The sequence below is a fragment of the Cellulomonas sp. JH27-2 genome, from assembly GCF_014837175.1.
GTDB lineage: Bacteria > Actinomycetota > Actinomycetes > Actinomycetales > Cellulomonadaceae > Cellulomonas.
Window position 1 is genome coordinate 28220 of sequence record NZ_JACYFR010000003.1, and the last position, 22096, is coordinate 50315.

The window sequence follows — 22096 nt, forward strand, 5'->3', positions numbered from 1 at the left end:
GCCGGACACGATCTGCCCCCGCGATCCACGGACGTCACACCCGGCCGCGACCTGGGGACAACTTCGACGAGACCGTCCGCGACCCGCTTACGGTCGAGCCGACGAGGGGAGGTAGCGGTGCGGACACGTCTGACGGTGCGGCGCGCGAGCGGCGACGAGGTGCGCGTCGTCGTTACGACGGACGTGGGTGCGACGGTCGGTGACGTCGCGGACGCCCTGGCGCCCGACACCACGGACGGGACGCTGCACGTCGAGCACCCCGACGGCGCGGTGACCACCCTCGCGAGGGACGCCGCAGTGACCGACGTCGCCCTGCGTGCGGGGTCGTCGGTGGTCGTCGTCGGGCCCGACCGCGTCCGGCCGCGCGACGGGCGTGCGCGCCTGCAGGTGGTCACGGGTCCGGCGGCCGGGCTGGACGTGGAGCTGCGCGGCGGCGTGGCGACGCTGGGCCGGGGCAGCGACTGCGACGTCGTGATCGACGACCCGATGGTGTCGCGGACGCACGCGCGGGTGCTCGTCGGGGCGCACGTCGAGATCGTGGACGCGGGCTCGTCGAACGGCATCGTCGTCGGCGGTGGGCGCGTGGACCGCGCGGTCGTCGGGCCGTCCGACTACGTGCTGCTGGGCGACTCCGTGCTGAGCGTGCGGGCGCTCGACGAGGAGCACGACGCGCCGGCCCCCGGGCCGGCCGTCGCATTCAACCGCCCGCCGCGCGTGGTGCCCCCCGTCACGGACCGTCAGCTCGAGGCGCCGACCGTCCCCGAGCCACTGCCGCCCGGCCGCCTCCCGGTCGTCGCGCTGGTAGCGCCGCTGGTCATGGGGCTGATGCTGTTCGTCTTCCTGCGCAGCACGCTCACGCTCGTGCTGCTGGCGCTCAGCCCGTTGATCGTCGTCGGCACGTACGTGGACCGGCGCCTCGGGGACCGGCGCAAGACCCGCCGGCAGCAGCAGGAGTTCCGGGCGGCGCTCGACGCGCTCGCCGACGAGCTGACGTCCGCCCAGGCGCACGAGCGGGCCGAGCGGCACGCCGAGCTCGCGGCGACCGCGGACGTCGTGGCGTCCGTCGCCGACCTCGGGGACCTGCTGTGGTCACGTCGACGGGAGCACCCGACCTTCCTCAACCTCCGTCTGGGGGTGGGGACCGTGCCGTCGCGGACCGTGCTGACGATGCCCACCAAGGGGTCCGCGGTGCCGGCGCTGTGGGCGGCGCTCGACGACGTGCGCGCGCGGTTCGCCGACGTGACCGGGGTGCCCGTCGCGGCGGACCTGGCCGAGGTCGGTGCCGTGGGCGTGGCAGGCGACGCGGCCGACGAGGTGGCGCGTGCCCTCGTCGCGCAGGTCGTGGGCCTGCACTCGCCGGCCGAGCTGGTCGTGGCCGCGCTCGCCTCGCCGCTCAGCCACGCCCGTTGGGACTGGCTCACCTGGCTGCCGCACGTCGACTCGCCGCACAGCCCGCTGCCGGGTCCGCACCTCGCCGCTCACCCGGCGGCGGCCGCCCCGCTGGTCGCCCGCCTCGAGGAGCTGGTCGCCGAGCGCCTCGCGGCCCCCGGCGGACCGGCCGTGCTGCTCGTCGTCGAGGACGACACGGTCGCCGACCGGGCCCGCCTGGTCCGGCTCGCGGAGACGGGACCGTCGGCGGGCGTGCACGTGCTGTGGTGCGCGACGAGGGCGGACCGGCTGCCCGCGGCATGCCGGGCGTTCGTCGTCGCGGGCCGTGACGGTGCCGCGCGCGGGGCGGTCCTCGACGGGACGTGGACGCCCATGGCCCCTGAACGGCTGGACGCGCCCGCCGCCGAGCAGCTCGCCCGACGGCTCAGCGCCGTGGTCGACGCCGGCGCGCCGGTGCTGGACCAGAGCGACCTGCCGCGCAGCATCGGCTTCCTCGACCTCGTCGGGGCGCAGACGGCGGACAGCGCGACCGCCGTGCTGGAACGCTGGCACGAGACGGGATCCGTGCTCGACCGGCACGGCCCGCCGCAGAGGCGACGGCACGACACGGGGCTGCGCGCCGTCGTCGGCGCGGGAGCGGGCGGCCAGTTCGTCCTCGACCTGCGCGCTCAGGGGCCGCACGCGCTCGTCGGCGGGACCACCGGCGCGGGGAAGAGCGAGTTCCTGCAGTCGTGGGTGCTCGGGCTCGCGACCGCGTACGGGCCCGACCGTGTGACCTTCCTGTTCGTCGACTACAAGGGCGGGGCCGCGTTCGCGGACTGCACCGACCTGCCGCACTGCGTCGGGCTCGTCACCGACCTGTCGCCGGCGCTCGTCCGCCGTGCGCTGACCTCGTTGCGTGCCGAGCTGCGCCGCCGCGAGCACCTGTTCAACCGCAAGGGCGTCAAGGACCTGCTGGAGCTGGAGCGCACGGGCGATCCCGACACGCCGCCCGCACTCGTGCTCGTGGTCGACGAGTTCGCCGCGCTCGTCACCGAGGTGCCGGAGTTCGTCGACGGCGTGGTGGACGTCGCGCAGCGCGGCCGGTCGCTGGGCCTGCACCTGATCCTCGCGACCCAGCGCCCGGCGGGCGTCATCAAGGACAACCTGCGCGCCAACACCAACCTGCGCATCGCGCTGCGGATGGCCGACGAGCACGACTCCACCGACGTCCTGGGCAGCGCGCTCGCGGCGAGCTTCGACCCGGGGATACCTGGACGCGGCGCGGTGCGGACCGGGCCCGGCCGGGTCGCGATGTTCCAGGCCGGCTACGCGGGCGGCTGCTCGTCGAGCGGGCCGCGGCGGGCCGGCGTGCGCGTCGAGCACCTCGTCTTCGGGCCGGGCGTGCCGTGGGAGCTGCGGCCGACGCACACCGCGGACGGGCCCGACGACGACGGCCCGACCGACATCGAGCGCGTGGTCGCCACGGTGCGGGCCGCGGCGCTCGACATCTCTGCACCGCGGCGGCCCTGGGTGCCCACGCTGCCGGACGTCGTCGACCTCGCGTCGCTCGGGGGCGCGTTCGCGGTGGGCCTGGCGGACCTGCCCGCGCAGCAGGAGCAGCGTGAGCTGTGCCTGCGGCCCGACGAGGACGGCGGCCTGGTGGTGCTGGGCACGAGCGGATCGGGAAAGTCGACCGTCCTGCGGACGATCGCCGCGGCCTGCGCGGGGACGCCGACGCACGTCTACGGCCTGGACCTGGGAGCGGGCGGGCTCGCGATGCTCGAGGCGTTGCCGCACGTCGGAGCCGTGATCGACGGCGCCGACACGGAGCGCACGGTCCGTCTCCTGCGGAGCCTGCGCGACGAGCTCGACGACCGGGCGACGCGCTTCGCGGCCGTCCACGCCGGTTCGATCACGCAGTACCGGGAGCTCGCCGGGCGGCCGGACGAGCCGCGGATCGTGCTGCTCGTCGACGGGCTGGCCGCCTTCCGCGACGCGCACGAGGCCGATGCCGCGCGCACCGGCTCGTGGGCTGCGTTCCAGCGGGTCGTGACCGAGGGGCGTCCGCTCGGCATCCACGTGGTCATGGCCGCCGAGCGGCCGAACGCGCTGCCCACGTCGCTGGCCGGGAGCGTGGGGCGGCGGCTGGTGCTGCGGCAGGCCGACGAGGGTGCGTACGGGCTGCTGGGCGTGCCCAAGGACGTGCTCGGTCCGGGGTCGCCGCCGGGGCGCGGCGTCTTCGCGGGCGAGGTCGACGAGCTGCAGGTGGCGGTCGTCGGCGGCACGTCGTCACCTGCCGGTCAGGCCGCGGCCTTGCGGCAGCTGGCCGCCGCGTCGCCTGTCGTCGCGCCCGGCGTCGAACGCCTGCCGACCTTCGTCGCGCTGTCCGGGTTGCCGGCGGCCGTCGACGGCAGGCCGGTGGTCGGGGTCGCGGACGACTCGCTGCAGCCCGTGGGCTTCGACGCCCGCGGGACGTTCTTGCTGGCCGGTCCGTCGGGAAGCGGCCGGACGACGGCGCTCGAGGCGCTCGCGGCCGCGGTCCGGCGCTGGTCGCCCGACGCGCCGCTGTACTACGTGGGCAACCGCCGCTCGCCCGTCCACTCCCGCGGTCGCTGGTCCGGCGTGGCGCTCGACCCGGCGGCGGCGGCCGAGCTGGCGCGCGAGGTCCTGGCGGCCGTCACCGCCCCCGCCGATCCCGACCGGCCCGTCGTGCTCGTCGTCGAGGGCCTTGCGGACCTGCTGGGCGGTCCCGCCGAGCAGGTGCTCACCGAGGTGGTCCGGGCCGCGAGACGCGGTGACCACCTGGTGATCGCGGAAGGCGAGACGACGGGGTGGGGATCGTCATGGCCTCTCGTCGCCGAGGTGCGCGCCGGCCGCCGCGGCCTGCTCCTGCAGCCCGACCACCTGGACGGCGACGCCCTGTTCCGCACGCCATTCCCGCGCATGGCGCGGGCCGACTTCCCGGTTGGGCGCGGCGTCTTCGTCGAGGGCGGCAGGGTCCGCCGCGTGCAGGTCCCGGTCGCCGACCAGACCTGTGGATAACTCGGACGAAACGGACACGTTCCTTCGTAGCGTTCAGGTCAGGCGGAGACCTCCGCCGGCCGGAAACACCTGGAGGAACCATGACCAACCTGAACGTCTCCTACGGGGACATGCGCGACGCCGCCAACCGGCTCACCACCGGCCAGGACGACATCACCACCAAGCTCGGCGAGCTCAAGGGCTTCATCGAGGGCCTGATCTCCTCGGGCTTCGTCACCGACCAGGCGTCGGTGACGTTCGGTGAGTCGTACCGCAAGTTCACGCACGGCGCGACGGAGCTGATGGGCGGCCTGTCGAGCCTGGGCGACTACCTGCGCAAGGCGTCGGACGCCCTGGAGGACACGGACAAGCAGCTCGCCACCGCACTGCGCGGCTGAGGCGCCGACGAGGCAGGGGGACGGACGATGTCCGACCGGTTGACGATCGACACCGACGCGCTGCGCGAGGCGGGCAGCTCGCTGCGGACGGTGGCGGCCGAGTTCGACGGGGCCGACGCGCACAGCGACGCGCTGGCCGAGCACGTGGGCCATGAGGAGCTCGCGGCGGCCGTGCGCGACTTCGCCCACGGGTGGGACGACCGTCGCTCCGAGATGGTTCAGGACATCGCCGCCCTCGCCGACTCCTGCGGGGTGGTGAGCGACGCGTTCGCCGACCTCGACACGCAGTTCGCCGCGGCGCTGCGGGGTGAGCAGTGAGCGTGGAGCTGGCGTCGCTGCCCGGCGACCCGGTGGCTGTCAGTCGTGCGGCCGACGACTACCTGGCCGTCGCGGAGGCCATCCGCACGGCGGCCCGGCGGTTGCGGCAGATCGCCGACGAGCGGACCGACCGCTCCGAGGCCGTGGCGGCCGTCGGGAGCAAGGCGCGGGACGTCGCGCACCAGGTCAGCCGCGCGTACGGCCGGTACGCGGCGGTCGCAGGAGCCTTGCGGGTCTACGCCGACGGCTTGCGCAGCGCGCAGGACCTGGCCGACGACGTGATCCCCCGAGGCAGGTCGGCATCCGACGACCTCCAGGTCGCGCGGCAGAAGGTCGGCCTCGCCGCGGCGGCCGTGGACGCCGCCACGCCCGACGACCTCGCGGCCCGGACCCGTGACCTCGAGGACGCCCGTTGCGAGCAGGACGCGGCGCAGCAGGCGCTCGACCGTGCCGTCGCCGACCTGGACGTGGCCCGGACGCGGGTGGCGACGGCCGCGCAGACCGCCGCCGCCACCATCCGCGAGGCTCTCGACGACGGCCTCGACGACGGCTGGTGGCAGAACTGGGGCAAAGACGCGTGCCGCGCGATCGCGTCCGTCGCCGACGTGATCTCCAACGCCGCCGGAATCCTGGCCGTCGTCTTCTGCTGGGTGCCGTTCGTGGGCGAGCTGCTCGCGCTGGTCGCTGTCGTCGCCGCCGCGATCAAGCTGCTCGCCGACCTGATGCTGGTGATGGACGGCGAGGTGACCTGGGGAGACGTCGCGTGGGACGTCGCGGCGATCGTGCCGGGCGGGGTGGGTCGCAGCCTCGGGACGATGGCGCGCACCACCACACGCGCGGCGCGAGGTACGGCCCGCAAGGAGGCCGAGCGCGTCGCACAGGAGCGGACGGCAGGGGTGCCGCGTGCTGGTCGGCCCGCCGGCAGGAACGGAGTACGGCAGAAGCGGAAGGTGGTCCGTCAGGAGGAGCGCGTGGAGCTCGTCGGGCCGGCCAACGCGGACCTGGACCTCCAGATGGCGGGCCGATGGATCGCGGGTGCGTCCGGCAAGCAGGCACTCAAGGACGGGCTCAGGATCTTCGACACCAGCGGGTTGGCGGCGGGGCGGGAGGCTCTGCGCGGGACCTCGCTGCGCGAGCTCTGGAAGGCGGCCCCGGGCACCAGGCTCTCCACCCGCGTGCTCGGCGACCGCGAGCTGTCGGAGCACCTCGCCGCACTTCGTCAGGTGAACCCGGAGAAGCTGCACGCCTCTCCCGACCTCGCTTCGGCGCTCACGTCGGCCGCGAGGTGGCGTCGCGCCGATCTGGGCGTCCAGGGGTACATCGGCGTCGAGTCAGTGGTCGGCGCGCAGGACTTCGCGGACTGGCGCCTCGGCAACGACACCCTCGCCACCGGGGGCTGGCACGCGGTCGAGAGCCTGGGAGGGATCCAGGGCGATCGCCACGCGACGGAGCGGCTCAACCTGAGCGGGGCGGGACGATGAACGGGGCCGCCGAGGTGAGGCCCGTGCAAGCCGGCCAGGACCGGTCCCCGCACGTCGACGTGCTGCTGCCGGACTCGTGGTGGGTCGTCGACGTCCGGTCGCCCGACCGCCGCGAGAGGTCGGTCGCGGCCCTCGTCGACCGGCAGGTGGGCCGCGGCGACCGGAAGGCGACGCTGCGCGCGGACCTGCGCTCGGAGGTCGGTCGCATCGCGCGCGATGCGGCGGACGCCGGCGCGTTCCTGCTCGCGTTCTCCCTCATGCAGTGGCAGGACGTGCCGCTGCCGGCCTCCATCACGGCCTACCGCGTGCCCCGTGCGCGGGAGCTCGCCGATCTGCAGGCCGAGCTCGCGGAGCAGGACGGCGGCGTGGAGCTGGTGGTCGAAGAGCGCGGCGCGCTGCTGCGTCGCGTCTGGCGACGAGCGGGCCCCGACAGCCTCGGAGCGCGCTCCGTCACCATGCTGCGCGCCGACTACTGGCTCGACCTCCCGGCAGCCACCGACCTGCTGCTCTTCAGCTTCAGCACCCCGATGACGGCCGCCGCGGAGGTGATGGTCGAGCTCTTCGACGTGATCGTCGCCACGGTCGACGTCCCGGCCGCAGCCAGGCCCGACGAGCCGAGCGGCTCCTCGAGCGAACACCCGACCGGATCCACGACTGAACCCACGACTGAACCCACGACGAACGAGCGAGGAATGACACGGTGACCAGAACCCGCGCCGTGCTCACCACGGCCGGAGTCGCGCTCTACCTCTCGGGGCTGCTCGTGCCCGAGCCGCCCGAAGGTTTCACCAGAACTGGGATGTGCCTCGTTCTCGGTGCCACCGCGGTGGTGATCGTCGTGCCGATCTATGCCTGGGTGTGGGTGATCACGACTCGGCTTGGGAGAGGTGTGCGTGCCGCGAGACCGGACGCCGCCATCACCGCCGGATGGGCTGACGCGGGGCTGGGACCGGCCCTCAGGTCGATGGGGATCAAGGAGATGTTCCGCCGCAGCGGAGGTACGCACGTCGTGCTGACCTGGGACGACCTCGGGGTCGAGGTGTGGCGCGGCTCCGGCTCCGGGACACCGCGACGTGTCGTGGGTGTGCTTTGGAAGAAGGTCGAGTCGATCTCGGTGGGTGAAGGATGCGCCGGGACACCACCGCGCCCGGCAGTCGTTGTCGCGATCGCCCGCGGCCCGATGCTGATCGTCGTCCCCGCGCGGGCGAGGGCCGGAGGTGTGTTCCCAGCCAGCCTTCGCCAGGTGCAGAAGCTCGTTGACGAGCTAGGAGTCGCGGCACGTCCGGAACGCGCCGCTCGCCCCGGCGGCTGAGGTGCCGCCGGGGCCCGCACCTCGCGCGTCAGGGGGTGTAGATCTTCGGCTGCGCCGGCATGGTGAACGGCGAACCGAGGAAGAACCCGGTGTGCGGCGGCTGGTTGTACGCCGTGTTCTGCCAGGCGATCGCCGTGCGGTACTGCTGGTCGTGCAGCAGGGTCCACACCCGCGTGGTGGTCGCGATCGGCGTCGCGTAGATGCGCAGCGCGGAGTCGTCGGACGTGGGCCAGATGACCTCCTCGCGCCAGTCGCCCAGGATGTCGCCGGACAGCGACGGGGTGGCCTTGGTCGAGTTGTTCGAGTGCACGCTCGCGCCGGTCAGCAGGCGGGTGTCCCCGCCCGTGCCGTACTTGTCGATGTGCGTGCCGTCCAGCAGCTCGCGGGAGGTGTCGGCGTCCCACCAGGACAGGAAGTTGGTGGACGACGGCTTGCGGCCGATGCCGACCCCGGCGGTGTTCAGCAGCTGCGAGTCGGTCGACGACCAGGACTCGGCCCCGGCGCTGCCGGCGTAGATGTCCTCGGACACCCCGCGCCCGTTGTCGCCGTCGGCCGGCGTGCTCCACAGGATCTGACCGGTCTTGGCGTCGGCCATCCAGGACGCGGGCTTGCTGCCGTCCTCGTCGACCTTGTAGTACTCGAGGCCCGGCCGGCTGGGGATCAGGTCGCCCAGGTGGGCGGTGTCGCCGTGCCCGTTCTTCGTGTTCCACAGCGGCGCACCGTTGTCGTCGATCGCGGCGGCGCCGTAGACGATCTCCTGCTTGCCGTCCTGGTCCACGTCGGCCGTGATGAGCTGGTGGTTGCCCTGACCGGCGTACGACGACTTGCCGGAGTCGTTGCTGTCGAACGTCCACCGCTTGGTGAGCTTGCCGTTGCGGAAGTCCCACGCCACGATCACGGCCCGCGTGTAGTAGCCGCGCGCCATGATGAGCGACGGTCGCTGGCCATCCAGGTAGGCAGTGCCCGCCAGGAAGCGGTCGACGCGGTTGCCGTAGCTGTCACCCCAGCTCGAGACCGTGCCGCGCAGCGGTGCGTAGTCGACAGTGTCGAGGATCGCGCCGGTCTTCCCGTTGAACATGGTCAGGTACTCGGGGCCGGACAGGACGTAGCCCGACGAGTTGCGGTAGTCCGCCGACGAGTTCCCGATCACCTGACCGGTGCCGGACTTCGTCGCGTCGGCCGTCTTCATCGCGACCTCCGCCTTGCCGTCCCCGTCGTAGTCGTAGACCTGGAACTGCGTGTAGTGCGCGCCGGCCCGGATGTTGCGGCCCAGGTCGATGCGCCACAACCGCGTGCCGTTCAGCTCGTAGGCGTCGACGAACACGTTGCCGGTCACGCCGGACTGCGAGTTGTCCTTGGAGTTCGTGGGGTCCCACTTGAGGACGATCTCGAGCTGCCCGTCGCCGTCCAGGTCGCCGACGCTCGCGTCGTTGGCGGTGTAGTCGGTGCCGGGCTTGGAGATCGGCACGTCCAGATACCCGTTGGCGAACGTCAGCGACGGTGCGGACGAGGCCTGCTCGGCACCGCTGACGACGGCCCGCACGGTGTACGACGCGCTCGCCGACGCGCCGGGGTCGAGGTAGTCGGTGCCGGTGGTGATCGGCCCGGCGATCTTGGTGCCGTCGCGGTACACGGTGAAGCCCGTGCTCGCAGCCTCGGTCCCCAGCAGCCGCCACTGGACCAGGTTGCCGCTGCCCGACCGCACGCTGATCAGTCCGCGGTCGAGCTTCTCCGCCTGCCACGCACCCGCGACGGGCGTCGTCGGAGTGGTCGGCGAGGCCGTGGGCGTCGGGGTCTGGGTGGGCGTCGGCGTGGTGGTCGGGGTCTTGGTGGGCGTGGGGCTCGACGTCGGCGTCGTCGTCCCGCCCGTGCAGGTGACGCCGTTCAGCGAGAACGACGTGGGCGCGGGGTTGCTGGACGTCCACGAGCCGTTGAAGCCGAACGAGGTGCTCGCCCCGGTCGCGATCGAGCCGTTGTAGGACACGTTGCGGGCGGTGACCACCGCACCGCTCTGCGTCGCGGTCGTGTTCCAGGCCTGGGTGACGGTCTGCCCGGCGCCGAACGACCAGGTCAGCGCCCAGGAGCTCAGTGCGTCGCCGAGGTTGGTGATCTTCACGTCGGCTCCGAAACCCCCGCCCCACTGGTTGGTGACGGTGTAGTCGACGCGGCAGCCGGTCGCCGCCGACGCGGACGTCGCGACCGCTGCGCCGCCCAGTGCCAGGGCGGCGGCGAGCAAGCAGGGAACAGTTCTCCGGGCGCGCATCAGGTGCCTCTTCCGTCGAGGGCGGCGACGCCGTCGTCGCCGAGAGCCCGGCGTCACGGTAAGCGCAATCCCCCCTCGCGGGGATGCCGCGAAACGTTTCACCGACGGGTCGTCGAACCGCGCGGCGACCGGCAAGCATCTCGCGCAACGGTCCGACGGTCCGCCGTCGGCAGGCGGCGGGTACGCTAGCCCGACAACTGAACACGCTGCTCGAACCGCGGCGGGAGAGCTCCCGCACGTGTGGCGGGACGCCGAAGGAGCAACCCTCCCCGGGAATCTCTCAGGCCCCTGTACCGCCGCGGCGAGGCAACTCTGGAAAGCGGCCCGGCGACGGGCCCACCGACGGTGCAAGCCGGCGCGCCCCGAGCCCCTGACACGGCAATGGCGGACCGGCAAAACTCTCAGGTCGTGCGCCCGCGCACGGATGACAGAGCGGGGAGCCCCATCGTCCGTCCCGGCGTCTGCCGGACGACCCCAGCGGAGCAGCACGTGACGAATCCCCAGTTCATCCCGCCGATCAGCGCCGAGTCCGTCGCCCTCACGGCGGTCGAGCACACCCCCGCCGCTCCCGAGTTCGCCGACCGCCACATCGGCCCGCGTGGCACGGAGACGGCGCGCATGCTGGCCACGGTCGGGTACGAGTCCCTCGATGCGCTCGTCGATGCCGCCGTCCCCGCGAGCATCCGCACAGACGCCCCGCTGGACCTGCCCGCCGCCCGCTCCGAGGTCGAGGTCCTGGCCGCGCTGCGGGCGATCGCCGCCAGGAACCAGGTGCTGCGCCCGATGATCGGCCAGGGCTACTCCGACACGATCACGCCGGCCGTCATCCGCCGCAACGTGCTCGAGAGCCCGGCCTGGTACACCGCGTACACGCCCTACCAGCCGGAGATCAGCCAGGGTCGGCTCGAGGCGCTGCTCAACTTCCAGACCATGGTCACGGACCTGACCGGCCTGGACATCGCCAACGCCTCCCTGCTCGACGAGGCGACCGCCGTGGCCGAGGCCGTCGCGCTCATGTGGCGCGGCCAGCGCAACAAGGCCGGCACGGTCGTGCTCGACGACCAGCTCTTCGGCCAGTCGCTCGCCGTGACGCTGGGCCGCGCGCAGGCCATCGGGCTGCCGGTCGTGGTGGCGGACCTGAGCAAGGGGCTGCCCGACGTGGACGGCGACCTGATCGGCGTCGTCGTGCAGCAGGTCGCCGCGTCCGGCGAGGTGCGCGACCTCGCGCCGGTGATCGCCGCCGCGAAGGAGCGCGGCGCGCTCGTCACCGTCGCCGCCGACCTGCTCGCCCTCACGCTCCTGACGAGCCCCGGAACGCTGGGGGCCGACGTCTCCGTCGGCTCCGCCCAGCGATTCGGCGTCCCGCTGTTCGGCGGCGGCCCGCACGCCGCGTTCATGGCGGTTCGCTCCGGCCTCGAGCGGATGCTGCCCGGCCGGCTCGTCGGCGTGTCCGTCGACGCCGACGGCGCCCCCGCCTACCGCCTCGCGCTGCAGACCCGTGAGCAGCACATCCGCCGCGAGAAGGCGACCAGCAACATCTGCACCGCGCAGGCGCTGCTTGCCATCGTCGCGTCGATGTACGCCGTCTACCACGGCCCCGACGGCCTGCGTCAGATCGCCGAGCGCGTCCACGGCCTCGCGCGATCGCTCGCCAGCACCCTGGAAAGCCTGGGTGTCGTCGTCGAGCACGACGTCCACTTCGACACCGTCCGCACCGCGGTCCCCGGCCGTGCGCGCGCGGTCGTGGCGGCAGCCGTCGCCGAGGGCGTCAACGTCTGGGCGCCCGACGACGACCACGTGCAGATCGCGTGCGACGAGGTGACCACCGAGGCGACGATCACCGCGGTCCTGCGCGCGTTCATCCACGCGGGCGTGACGAGCGTCGAGGTCGCCCCCGACGGCCCGACCGACTACGCGTTCGTCCAGCGCGCCATCCAGGCCGTCGACCTGCCCGAGTGGGCCCTGCGCACCGACGCGTACATGACGCACCCCGTCTTCCACCTGCACCGCAGCGAGACGGCGATGCTGCGCTACCTGCGCACGCTCTCCGACAAGGACCTGGCGCTCGACCGCACGATGATCCCGCTGGGCTCGTGCACCATGAAGCTCAACGCGACGGTCGAGATGGAGCCCATCTCGTGGCCGGAGTTCGCGGGCATCCACCCGTACGCCCCCGCCGACCAGACGCAGGGCTACGCCGAGCTCGTCACGCAGCTGCAGGACTGGCTCGCGGAGATCACGGGCTACGCCGCGGTGTCGGTGCAGCCCAACGGCGGTTCGCAGGGCGAGTTCGCCGGTCTGCTGGCGATCAAGGCGTACCACGAGAGCCACGGCGAGCACCGCGACGTCTGCCTCATCCCGGCCAGCGCGCACGGCACCAACGCGGCGTCGGCGGCGCTCGCGGGGATGCGCGTCGTGGTGGTCGCCACGGCCGACGACGGTGAGATCCTGCTCGACGACCTGCGCGCCAAGCTCGACCAGCACGGCCCGAGCGTCGCGGCGATCATGATCACCTACCCGTCTACGCACGGCGTCTACGAGGAGCACGTGCGCGAGGTGTGCGACCTCGTACACAATGCCGGTGGCCAGGTGTACATCGACGGCGCCAACCTCAACGCGCTCGTCGGGCTGGCCAAGCCCGGCCAGTTCGGCGGCGACGTCAGCCACCTCAACCTGCACAAGACGTTCTGCATCCCGCACGGCGGCGGCGGTCCCGGTGTGGGCCCGGTCGCGGTGGCGGCCCACCTGGCGCCCTTCCTCCCGGGCGACCCGACCCCGGCTCACGCAGCGTCCGAGGAAGTGGTTGCCATAACGGCCACTTCCTCGGACGCTCGGGTTGTGCCGGTCAGCGCTGCGCCGTGGGGGTCCGCGGGGATCCTGCCGATCTCCTGGGCGTACGTCGCGCTCATGGGTCCCGACGGGCTCAAGGCTGCCACCGAGACCGCCGTGCTGGCCGCGAACTACCTGGCCACGCGCCTGCACGAGCACTTCCCCGTGCTCTACACCGGACCCGGCGGGCTCGTCGCGCACGAGTGCATCCTGGACCTGCGCGAGATCACCAAGGCGACCGGCGTCACGGCCGAGGACGTCGCCAAGCGCCTCATGGACTACGGGTTCCACGCGCCGACGCTCAGCTTCCCGGTGGCCGGGACGCTCATGGTCGAGCCCACCGAGTCCGAGGACCTGGGCGAGCTGGACCGGTTCGTCGACGCGTTGATCGCCATCCGTGGCGAGATCGACCAGATCAGCGACGGCACGTGGACGGTCGAGGATTCCCCGCTGAGGGGTGCCCCGCACACGGCCGCGTCGGTATCGTCGGACTCCTGGGAGCACGCGTACGGCCGCGAGAAGGCCGCGTTCCCGCTGGCCAGCCTGCGGGCCGGGAAGTACTGGCCGCCCGTGCGTCGCATCGACGGCGCGCGCGGCGACCGCAACCTCGTCTGCTCGTGCCCGCCGGTCGAGGCGTTCGCGGAATGACCACGCCGGACGCCACCAAGGAGAGCGAAGTGACCGAGGACCAGCCCGTCGACAGCCCGGCCGCCGACATTCTGTCCCCCCTGCACGACGAGCACGTCGCGCTCGGCGCCGCGCTGACGAGCTTCGCGGGCTGGCAGATGCCGCTGCGGTACTCGTCCGACATCGCCGAGCACCAGGCCGTGCGCACGGCGGCAGGCCTGTTCGACCTGTCGCACATGGGCGAGCTGGAGGTCGCGGGGGCGGACGCCGGGCGGGCCCTCGACCGCGCGCTCGTCGGGAACCTGTCGGCGCTGGCCCCGGGCCGCGCGCGCTACACCATGATCTGCGCCGAGGACGGCGGGGTGCTCGACGACCTCGTCGTCTACCGCCTGACCGACGACCGCTACCTCGTCGTCGCGAACGCCTCCAACGTCGCCACCGTCCGTGATGCGCTGGCCGAGCGTCTGCACGGCGACGCGCTGCTGGCGGACGGTTCGCTCACCACCGCACTGATCGCGGTCCAGGGCCCGCGCGCGCAGGAGATCGTCACCGGGCTCACCCCCGACGCCGAGGCCGTGGCAGCGCTCAAGTACTACGCCGCGGTGGAGGCGACGGTGGCCGGCATCCCGGCGCTCGTCGCGCGGACCGGCTACACGGGCGAGGACGGGTTCGAGCTCTTCGTCGCGGCCGACGCCGCCCCCGCGCTGTGGCGCTCGCTCCTCGAGGCGGGCACGCCGCTCGGCCTCGTTCCCGCCGGGCTGTCCGCCCGCGACAGCCTGCGTCTCGAGGCCGGCATGCCGCTGTACGGCAACGAGCTGGACCGCACCACCACGCCGCACGACGCCGGTCTGGGACGGGTCGTCAAGCTCGACAAGGTCGACGACGAGGGCAATCCGCTGCCCTTCGTCGGGCGCGAGGCCCTCACGGACGTGACGCCCACGCGGCGTCTCGTCGGCCTGCAGGGCCTGGGCCGACGTGCGGCACGGCACGGCTACCCGGTCACGACCCCGGCCGGCGAGGTCGTCGGCGAGGTCACGTCCGGGGCGCCGTCTCCCACGCTCGGTCACCCCGTCGCCATGGCGTACGTGTCGCCGGACCAGGCCGACGAGGGCACCGAGCTGCTCGTCGACGTCCGCGGCCGGGGAGAACAGGTGCGCGTCGTGCCCCTTCCCTTCTACCGTCGTCCTCGATAGTCCACTCGCCCAGAGAGAAGCACCCATGAGCGTCGAGCTGCCCGCCAACCTCCACTACACCGCCGAGCACGAGTGGCTCGACGACGCGACGCCGGCCACCGTCGGCATCACGTCCGTGGCCGCCGACGCGCTCGGCGACATCGTCTACCTCGAGCTGCCCGCCGCCGGCGAGAGCCTGGCCGCGGGAGCGGTCATCGGGGAGATCGAGTCCACCAAGTCCGTCTCGGAGCTTTTCTCGCCCGTGAGCGGTACGGTTGTCGAGGTCAACCAGGCGGCGATCGACGACCCTTCACTGGTGAACACGGACCCGTTCGGTGCCGGTTGGCTGCTGCGTGTCGACGTCACGGAGACGGGTCCGACCCTGACGGCCGACGAGTACCGGGATCAGTCCGCGGGCTGAGACCGCATAGCACGAAGCCTCCTCGTACGGGGTAATTGGGCCCGTCCGATCGGGTGAATCCTCCGCAGGCTGTATCTCTGCGGGCGACAGCGGTTCATTGTTGACGGCAGAACACACGCCGCGGTGGGGGCACGAGGCAGATCGAGATTGATGCGGAAAGTGGCGTCATAGCCGCTCGAGCAGCAGCTCTCATCCGGTACTCAGCCCCACCGTGGTCCCGGCACAGCCCGCCGGGAACACGTCAGAACCGGAGGACAAGATGACCATCCTGGAGACTCGCGCCGACCTGTCGGCCGCCACAGGATCGCTGACCCGCCGTGAGCGTGTCGTGCTGGCCGAGCTCGGCGAGGACGTCACCCTCGAGGAGATCGCGACCCGGCTGTTCGTCACCCGCAACACCGTGAAGTCGCAGGTCCGCAGCGTGTACCGCAAGATCGGCGTGTCGACCCGCTCGGAGGCAGTGGCCTGGGCGATCGAGCACGGCATCCGCTGACCATCACCACCTGCATGACAGCACCTGTTCTCGTCGTCGCGGCCGCCATCGTGGACGACCTCGACGAACCGCAGCAGCTGCTGGCCGCCCGGCGCACCGTCCCCGCCTCCCTGGCGGGGCGGTGGGAGTTCCCGGGCGGCAAGGTCGACGCAGGCGAGGCGCCGGTCGACGCGCTGCACCGCGAGCTCCGCGAGGAGCTGGGGGTGCGCGTCAGGCTGGGTGACGAGGTCGTCGGGCCCGACGAGGGGCTCTGGCGGCTCACCGACACCTACGTGATGCGGTTGTGGTTCGCCGTGCTCGCGGCTGGGCAGCCGCAGCCGTTGGTGGAGCACGACGAGCTGCGCTGGCTCGCGCCCGGCGAGTGGCTCACCGTGCCGTGGCTGGACGCCGACGTCCGCATCGTCGAAGCGATCGCGCGCTAGCCCTCCGCCAGGGCGTGCGCCATCCGCCGGACGGCCTCGGTGAGCGTCGCCGTCGACGCCGCGAAGTTGAGGCGCACGAACCCGGTCCCCTCCGCGCCGAACGTCAGTCCGGGGTTCACCGCGAGGCGGCCACGGTGCAGCAGAGTCGTGGCCGGCTCCTCCGCGGTCGCGGCGCCGCTCAGGTCGATCCACGCGAAGTAGGTGCCCTCGCGCTGCTGCCAGCGTGCCGCGGGGACCTGCTCCGCCAGCAGGCCCTGCAGCAGGTCGCGGTTGGCGCGCAGGTCGTCGAGCAGGTCGTCGAGCCACGCACCGCCCTCGCGGTAGGCGGCCGCGTGCGCGACCGTGCCGAGGTGCATGACCCCGTGCCCGACGACCTCCGGCAGCCGCTCCAGGTCCGTCGCCGCGCCGGGCACGGCGACCGCGGCACGCAGGCCTGCCAGGTTGAACGCCTTCGACGCGGAGTGGAAGGCGATCGCCTCGGGGATCACGGTGGTGGTCGGGGTGAACGTCCCGTCCAGTACCACCGGGGCGTGGATCTCGTCGGCGATCACGGTGACGCCCGCGGAACGGGCGAGCTCGCCGACCGCGCGCAGCTCGTCGGCCGTGTGCACCGTCCCGGTCGGGTTGTGCGGGTGGCACAGGACGTACGCCGCCCGGCGGCCACCAGCCGTGGCCAGCGCGAACGCGCGCTCCAGCGCACCCAGGTCCAGCCGACCGCCCGCCAGCGGCGCGTGCACGAGGCGGCGTCCGGCGTGCTCGGGGAACGACGTGAACGGCGGGTAGACCGGCGGGTTGATGACCACGGCGTCGCCGGGGTCGGTGCACAGCCGCAGCACCTCGACGATCCCGTTCATCACGTCGGGCACCGTGCGGCACGCGGCGACGTCGATCTGCCAGCCCCACCGCTGCTCCGCGAAGGGTGCCAGCGCCTCCGCATAGGCCGTGGGGGTGTCGTAGCCCGTGTCGCCGACCCGTATCGCGTCCGTCACGGCGCGGATCACGGGTTCGGCCTGCGGCACGTCCATCTCGGCCACGAAGCACGGCAGCACGTCGTCGGGGTACGCGCGCCACTTGATGCTGGTCCGGGCGCGGAGGTCGTCGAGGCTGACCTGGTCGAAGATCGTCACCCTGCGACGCTATCTCCCACTCGCCCGGTGGCACACCCGGGCGTCCCGGGCGGCGGGGCGGAACGCCGACGGCCCCGGTCCGCCGTGGGGCGGGCCGGGGCCGTCGGGTCAGGCCGGTGCCGACGTCAGAGCGTGGCGCGGACCGTGCGCGTCGCGGCCAGGATGCGCTCGAGCGAGGGGGTGACCTCCTCGTAGCGGCGGGTCTTGAGGCCGCAGTCCGGGTTGACCCAGAGCTGGTCGACGTCGATCACGTTGACCGCCTCGGAGAGCAGCTCGGTGACCTCGGCCTCGGACGGGACGCGCGGCGAGTGGATGTCGTAGACACCCGGGCCCACGGCGCGCGGGTAGCCGGCCTTGACGATGTCCGCCAGGATCTCCATCTTCGAGCGGGCCGCCTCGATCGACGTCACGTCGGCGTCGAGGCCGTCGATCGCGTCCATGATCTGGCCGAACTCGGAGTAGCACAGGTGCGTGTGGATCTGGGTGTCCTCGCGCACGCCGGCCGTGGCCAGGCGGAACGACGCGACCGACCAGTCCAGGTACGCCTTGTGGTCCTCACGGCGCAGCGGGAGCAGCTCGCGGATGGCGGGCTCGTCGACCTGGATGATCGCGATGCCCGCGGCCTCCAGGTCGGCGATCTCGTCGCGCAGGGCCAGGGCCACCTGGTTGGCGGTGTCGCCCAGCGGCTGGTCGTCGCGCACGAACGACCAGGCCAGGATCGTCACCGGGCCGGTGAGCATGCCCTTCATCCACTTCTCGGTGAGCGACTGCGCGTACTGCGCCCACTCGACCGTGATCGGCGCGGGCCGCGACACATCGCCCCACAGGATCGACGGACGCGTGCAGCGCGAGCCGTACGACTGCACCCAGCCGTTGGTCGTCACGGCGAACCCGTCCAGGTTCTCCGCGAAGTACTGCACCATGTCGTTGCGCTCGGGCTCGCCGTGCACCAGCACGTCCAGGCCGATGCCCTCCTGCAGCTCGACGACGCGGCGCACCTCCGCCTTCATCTCGTCGGTGTACTGCTCGTCCGTCAGCTCGCCCTTGCCGTGCGCGGCGCGCGCCTTGCGGATCTCGGGGGTCTGCGGGAACGAGCCGATCGTCGTCGTCGGCAGCGGGGGCAGCTCGAGGCGGGCAGCCTGAGCCTTCTTGCGGGCGTCGAAGTCGCCGCGCGTGAACGCGTCCGACGTCAGCGCGGCGGCGCGCTCGCGCACCTCGGGGCGGACCACGCCGGGTGCCGTCTTGCGGCTGTTCACGGCGTCGGACGCCTCGAGGAGCTGCTCGTGGATGGCCTCGCGGCCCTCGGTCAGACCCTCGGCCAGCACGACGACCTCGCGGACCTTCTCGTCGGCGAAGGCGAGCCAGGTCTTCAGCGTCGCGTCGAGGTTCGGCTCGTCGGCCGTGGTGTGCGGGACGTGGAACAGCGACGTCGACGTGCCGACGGTGACGGCCGCGGCGCCCAGGTTCTCCAGGCTCTCGAGGATCGCGAGCTTGGCGTCCAGGTCCGCGCGCCAGATGTTGTGGCCGTCGATGACACCGGCGACGAGCGTCTTGCTCCCCAGGCCGGGGACCGCCTCGGTGGGGACGCCGCCGCGGACCAGGTCGATGCCGATGGCCTCGACGTCGGTGGCCGCGAGCACCGGCAGCGCGGCGCCCAGGTCGCCGTAGGGAGCGGCGATGAAGATCGCGGGGCGGTTCTCCACGGCAGTCAGGGCGTTGTACGCCTCGACGACGGCGGCGAGCAGACGCTCGGTCGGGACGTCGATCGTGTCGGACACGAGCGCCGGCTCCTCGAGCTGCACCCAGGTGGCCCCGGCGGCGGCGAGCTCGGACAGGAGCTGCGCGTAGACGGGGACCAGGTCGGCCAGGCGGTCGATCGGCGAGAAGTCCTCGGGCGAGCCCTCGGTCGCCTTCGCCAGCGCCAGGTACGTGACCGGGCCGACGATGACGGGACGCGTGACCACGCCGTCGGCCAGCGCCTCGGCGAACTCGCGGACCGGGCGGTCCGACGAGTAGCGGAACGTCGTCTCCGGGCCGATCTCGGGGACCAGGTAGTGGTAGTTGGTGTCGAACCACTTGGTCATCTCGAGCGGCAGGTCGTCGCCGCGGCCGCGGGCCACGGTCGAGTAGCCGGCCAGGTCGAGCGCGCCGTCGGCACCGACGAGGTCCGCGAAGCGGGCCGGCACCGCGCCGACGACGGCAGTCGCGTCGAGCACGTGGTCGTAGAACGAGAACGCGCTCGGGATCGCCGGGACGTCGGTGGGCAGGCCCAGCTCGGCCAGGCGCGTGCGGGTGTGGCGCCGCAGCTCGGCGGCGGTCACCTCGACCTCGTCGGCCGACGACCTGCCGGCCCAGAATGCCTCGATGGCCTTCTTGAGCTCGCGGCGGGGGCCGATGCGGGGGTAGCCCAGGACGGAGCCGGCCGGGAACTGGGGGACGTTGCTCATGGGTTCAGCCTTCGGGAGTTGTCGTTGCGTGCGGTGCTGTGTCATCGGTGCCGCGGGCCGTGCCCAGCAGCTGTGCGCCCTCGAGCAGGTCGATGGCGGCGTGGTGCTTGTTGAACGTGTAGAGGTGGACGCCGGGTGCCCCGCCGTCCAGGACGCCGTTGATCAGGTCGACGCCCGCGCGCGTGCCGCGCCGGTGCTGCTCGAGCTCGTCGTCGGCGCTGCCCAGCAGGTCCAGCAGGTCGCGCGGGACCGGGACACCGGTGAGCTCGGCGACGCGCGAGAGCCGCGCCGGGTCCGTCGTCGGGATGATCCCCGGGATGATCGGGATGACCACGCCGGCCTCGCGCGCCTCGGCGACCAGGCCCAGGTACGCCTCGGCCTCGTAGAAGACCTGCGTGATCGCGAAGTCGGCACCGGCCTCCTGCTTGGCCAGCAGCGACGCGACGTCCTGCGCACGCGTCCCACCGGTGGCCGCGTTCCCGCGCGGGAAGGCGGCGACGGCGATCGACAGCGGGCGCACCCGGGCGCGCACCGCCTGCGACGGGCTCGCGGTGCAGCGCTGCGACTCGATGTCGCGCAGCAGCTCGACCAGCGCGCCGGCGGTGTCGACGCCGTCCGCGTGCGGCTGCCAGTCCACCTGGTCCGACGGCGGGTCCCCGCGCAGGGCCAGGAACGAGCGCACGCCCTCGTCCAGGAACTCGCCCACGATCTGCGTGATCTCGTCGCGGCTGGTACCCACGCAGGTCAGGTGCGCGATCGGGTTGAGCGTCGTCTCCTGCAGGAGGCGCCGCACCATCGCGCGGCTCGTCTCCCGCGTCTTGCCGGACGCCCCGTAGGTCACGGACACGAAGTCGGGCCGCGCCTGCTCCAGCGCGCGCACCGTCTCCCAGAGCTTGGGTGCGGCAGCCGGGTTGCGCGGGGGGAACAGCTCGAACGACACCGTCGGGCGGTCCACCGAGGCCGTCGACCGCGCGGTCGCGGCATGGGCGGCGGGCGTGCGGGTCTCCACGGTGGCGGCGCTCACGACGCCTGCCGGGTGGCGCTCAGACACGAGGTCTGCGACATGATCACTCCATCGGTCCTGGCGGAAGCACCCACACCCTCGTCGCGAAGGGGGTTGCTGCGGCGTCAATGAGCCAGGTCTCTCGGCCGCTCTGGATGGTTGCGTGAAGGGTAACCACGCTCTCGCATGCTGGGCAAGACTTCTCGGTACGTGAGATGAACGAGTCCGCACCGCGGCGCCGCGCGTCCCGGGGCGAAGCGTCGGGCCGGACCGGGCCGCGGCAGCCCGCTCGTGTGCTGCTTTTCGTTCGAACAGCGGCAGGAAGGCAGCACACGTGGCGCGGATGCCGCGCTCGGCTGGTCAGATCTGGCGGCGGGGCGCGGTGATCGTCTGGGGGCGCTGGCGCTGCGACGGGACGTCGAACCAGGAGCTGGGCGAACCGGCGGGAACGGACATCAGCCCGTCCTGGACGGCGGCGAGGATCGAGGCGTCGGGGGCCGACGCGCCGCCGAGCACCTCGCGTACGCGCGCGGCGTCGTCGCCGGCGTCGTTGCGGGGCAGATCGGTCATGCGCGGCAGGCTAACCCCGGCACCTGCGAGGAAAGAACCCGTACGGGCAACATCACCCGAGCGGACTAATGGATGCTTCGTCCACGCTCACCGCCCGGCCTGATCGCTCCCGCGGACACCCGATCGGCCCATCGCCGGCGAACCCGCAGGTAGTCGGCCCGTCGCCCACGAGGCCGTCGCCCACGAGCCGGTCACCACGGGCCCGTCACCAGTGGCCGGTCACCACGGGGCAGGTGGCGAGGTGGTCGTCGACGATCCCGCAGGCCTGCATCGCGGCGTAGGCGGTGGTCGGCCCGATGAACCGGAAGCCGAGCCCCTTGAGCTCCTTGGCGAGCGCCTTGGACTCGGCGGTCGTCGCGGGGACGTCGGCCCACGTGGCGGGCCGGACGTGCTCGGCGCGCGCCGGCGCGAACGACCACATCACCTGGTCCAGGGACCCGCCGGCGGCGTGCAGGGCGCGCAGCGCGCGGGCGTTGGCGATGGTGGCCTCGATCTTGGCCCGGTTGCGGACGATCGAGGCGTCCGACATGAGTCGCTCGACGTCGTCGTCGCCGTACTCAGCCACGACCTCGGCGTCGAAGTCGTCGAACGCCGTGCGGAAGGCCGGTCGCTTGCGCAGCACCGTGATCCACGCGAGCCCGGACTGGAACCCCTCGAGCGCGACGCGCTCGAGCAGCGCGTGCTCGTCGTGCACCGGCACGCCCCACTCGTGGTCGTGGTACTCCTCATAGAGCGCGTTGCCCTCGCCGAAGCAGCGGACGGCGTGAAGCGCGGGTGCGTCGATGGCGAGATCCATGCCCGCGAGTCTGCCCCCGACCCCC

At 72.9% G+C, this 22096-nt stretch carries 17 protein-coding genes and 2 riboswitches; of the genes, 11 read left to right on the top strand and 6 right to left on the bottom strand.

The annotated features are described in order from the left end of the window. Positions 1-117: 117 nt before the first annotated feature. The 6 genes from IC607_RS09220 to IC607_RS09245 all read left to right on the top strand — a co-directional run bounded on the left by IC607_RS09220 (position 118) and on the right by IC607_RS09245 (position 7901). Positions 118-4413, top strand: a complete 4296-nt coding sequence (locus IC607_RS09220; RefSeq protein WP_191787103.1) for an FtsK/SpoIIIE domain-containing protein — start codon at positions 118-120, stop codon at positions 4411-4413. 80 nt (positions 4414-4493) lie between these two features. Further along, a complete protein-coding gene (locus IC607_RS09225) occupies positions 4494-4790 on the top strand; it encodes a WXG100 family type VII secretion target (protein ID WP_191787104.1) in 297 nt (98 codons plus the stop codon). Positions 4791-4817: 27 nt separating this feature from the next. Continuing rightward, positions 4818-5108 (top strand): hypothetical protein, encoded by a 291-nt coding sequence (locus IC607_RS09230; protein WP_191787105.1) that lies wholly within the window; start codon positions 4818-4820, stop codon positions 5106-5108. Beyond that, entirely contained in the window at positions 5105-6589 is a 1485-nt protein-coding gene (locus tag IC607_RS09235; RefSeq protein ID WP_191787106.1) for a hypothetical protein, read from the top strand. The genes IC607_RS09230 and IC607_RS09235 overlap by 4 nt, the downstream gene beginning before the upstream one ends. A gap of 23 nt (positions 6590-6612) precedes the next feature. After that, positions 6613-7293, top strand: a complete 681-nt coding sequence (locus tag IC607_RS09240; protein ID WP_191787107.1) for a hypothetical protein — start codon at positions 6613-6615, stop codon at positions 7291-7293. After that, positions 7290-7901, top strand: a complete 612-nt coding sequence (locus IC607_RS09245; protein ID WP_191787108.1) for a hypothetical protein — start codon at positions 7290-7292, stop codon at positions 7899-7901. The genes IC607_RS09240 and IC607_RS09245 overlap by 4 nt, the downstream gene beginning before the upstream one ends. 28 nt (positions 7902-7929) lie before the next feature. On the opposite strand, the gene IC607_RS09250 is transcribed toward IC607_RS09245, so the two are convergent. Further along, entirely contained in the window at positions 7930-10137 is a 2208-nt protein-coding gene (locus tag IC607_RS09250) for a cellulose binding domain-containing protein (RefSeq protein WP_304516311.1), read from the bottom strand. A 238-nt stretch (positions 10138-10375) separates the two neighbouring features. Continuing rightward, positions 10376-10470, top strand: a riboswitch (glycine riboswitch). Between the two features lie 183 nt (positions 10471-10653). Between IC607_RS09250 and gcvP the strand changes: the two genes are divergently transcribed. The 5 genes from gcvP to IC607_RS09275 all read left to right on the top strand — a co-directional run bounded on the left by gcvP (position 10654) and on the right by IC607_RS09275 (position 16128). Beyond that, positions 10654-13641 carry an aminomethyl-transferring glycine dehydrogenase gene (gcvP, locus tag IC607_RS09255; RefSeq protein WP_191787110.1) on the top strand — a complete coding sequence of 996 codons (2988 nt, stop codon included), beginning with the start codon at positions 10654-10656 and terminating at the stop codon, positions 13639-13641. A 29-nt stretch (positions 13642-13670) separates the two neighbouring features. Then, positions 13671-14813: a glycine cleavage system aminomethyltransferase GcvT gene (gene gcvT / locus IC607_RS09260; protein WP_370526109.1), complete on the top strand. Its 1143-nt coding sequence runs from the start codon at positions 13671-13673 to the stop codon at positions 14811-14813. Between the two features lie 25 nt (positions 14814-14838). Then, complete coding sequence (gene gcvH / locus IC607_RS09265) at positions 14839-15213, top strand: glycine cleavage system protein GcvH (RefSeq protein WP_191787112.1); 375 nt, start codon at positions 14839-14841, stop codon at positions 15211-15213. Positions 15214-15472: 259 nt separating this feature from the next. Then, positions 15473-15706 carry a LuxR C-terminal-related transcriptional regulator gene (locus IC607_RS09270; RefSeq protein WP_191787113.1) on the top strand — a complete coding sequence of 78 codons (234 nt, stop codon included), beginning with the start codon at positions 15473-15475 and terminating at the stop codon, positions 15704-15706. A 14-nt stretch (positions 15707-15720) separates the two neighbouring features. After that, a complete protein-coding gene (locus tag IC607_RS09275) occupies positions 15721-16128 on the top strand; it encodes a (deoxy)nucleoside triphosphate pyrophosphohydrolase (RefSeq protein WP_191787114.1) in 408 nt (135 codons plus the stop codon). Here the strand turns inward: IC607_RS09275 and IC607_RS09280 are convergent. From IC607_RS09280 to IC607_RS09300, 5 genes are all read right to left on the bottom strand, one after another. After that, positions 16125-17255 (bottom strand): MalY/PatB family protein, encoded by a 1131-nt coding sequence (locus IC607_RS09280; RefSeq protein ID WP_370526110.1) that lies wholly within the window; start codon positions 17253-17255, stop codon positions 16125-16127. The two genes, IC607_RS09275 and IC607_RS09280, sit on opposite strands and share 4 nt — an antisense overlap. Before the next feature lie 125 nt (positions 17256-17380). Then, positions 17381-19702: a 5-methyltetrahydropteroyltriglutamate--homocysteine S-methyltransferase gene (gene metE, locus IC607_RS09285; RefSeq protein ID WP_191787115.1), complete on the bottom strand. Its 2322-nt coding sequence runs from the start codon at positions 19700-19702 to the stop codon at positions 17381-17383. A 4-nt stretch (positions 19703-19706) separates the two neighbouring features. Further along, the gene (locus IC607_RS09290) at positions 19707-20726 is read right to left on the bottom strand and encodes a methylenetetrahydrofolate reductase (protein ID WP_191787116.1); all 1020 of its coding nucleotides are present in this window, start codon (positions 20724-20726) and stop codon (positions 19707-19709) included. Positions 20727-20771: 45 nt separating this feature from the next. Beyond that, positions 20772-20867, bottom strand: a riboswitch (SAM riboswitch). Positions 20868-21065: 198 nt separating this feature from the next. After that, on the bottom strand, positions 21066-21275 hold the full coding sequence (locus IC607_RS09295; protein ID WP_191787117.1) for a hypothetical protein: 210 nt from the start codon (positions 21273-21275) through the stop codon (positions 21066-21068). A gap of 205 nt (positions 21276-21480) precedes the next feature. Next, a complete protein-coding gene (locus IC607_RS09300) occupies positions 21481-22071 on the bottom strand; it encodes a DNA-3-methyladenine glycosylase I (protein WP_191787118.1) in 591 nt (196 codons plus the stop codon). Between the last annotated feature and the right edge of the window lie 25 nt (positions 22072-22096).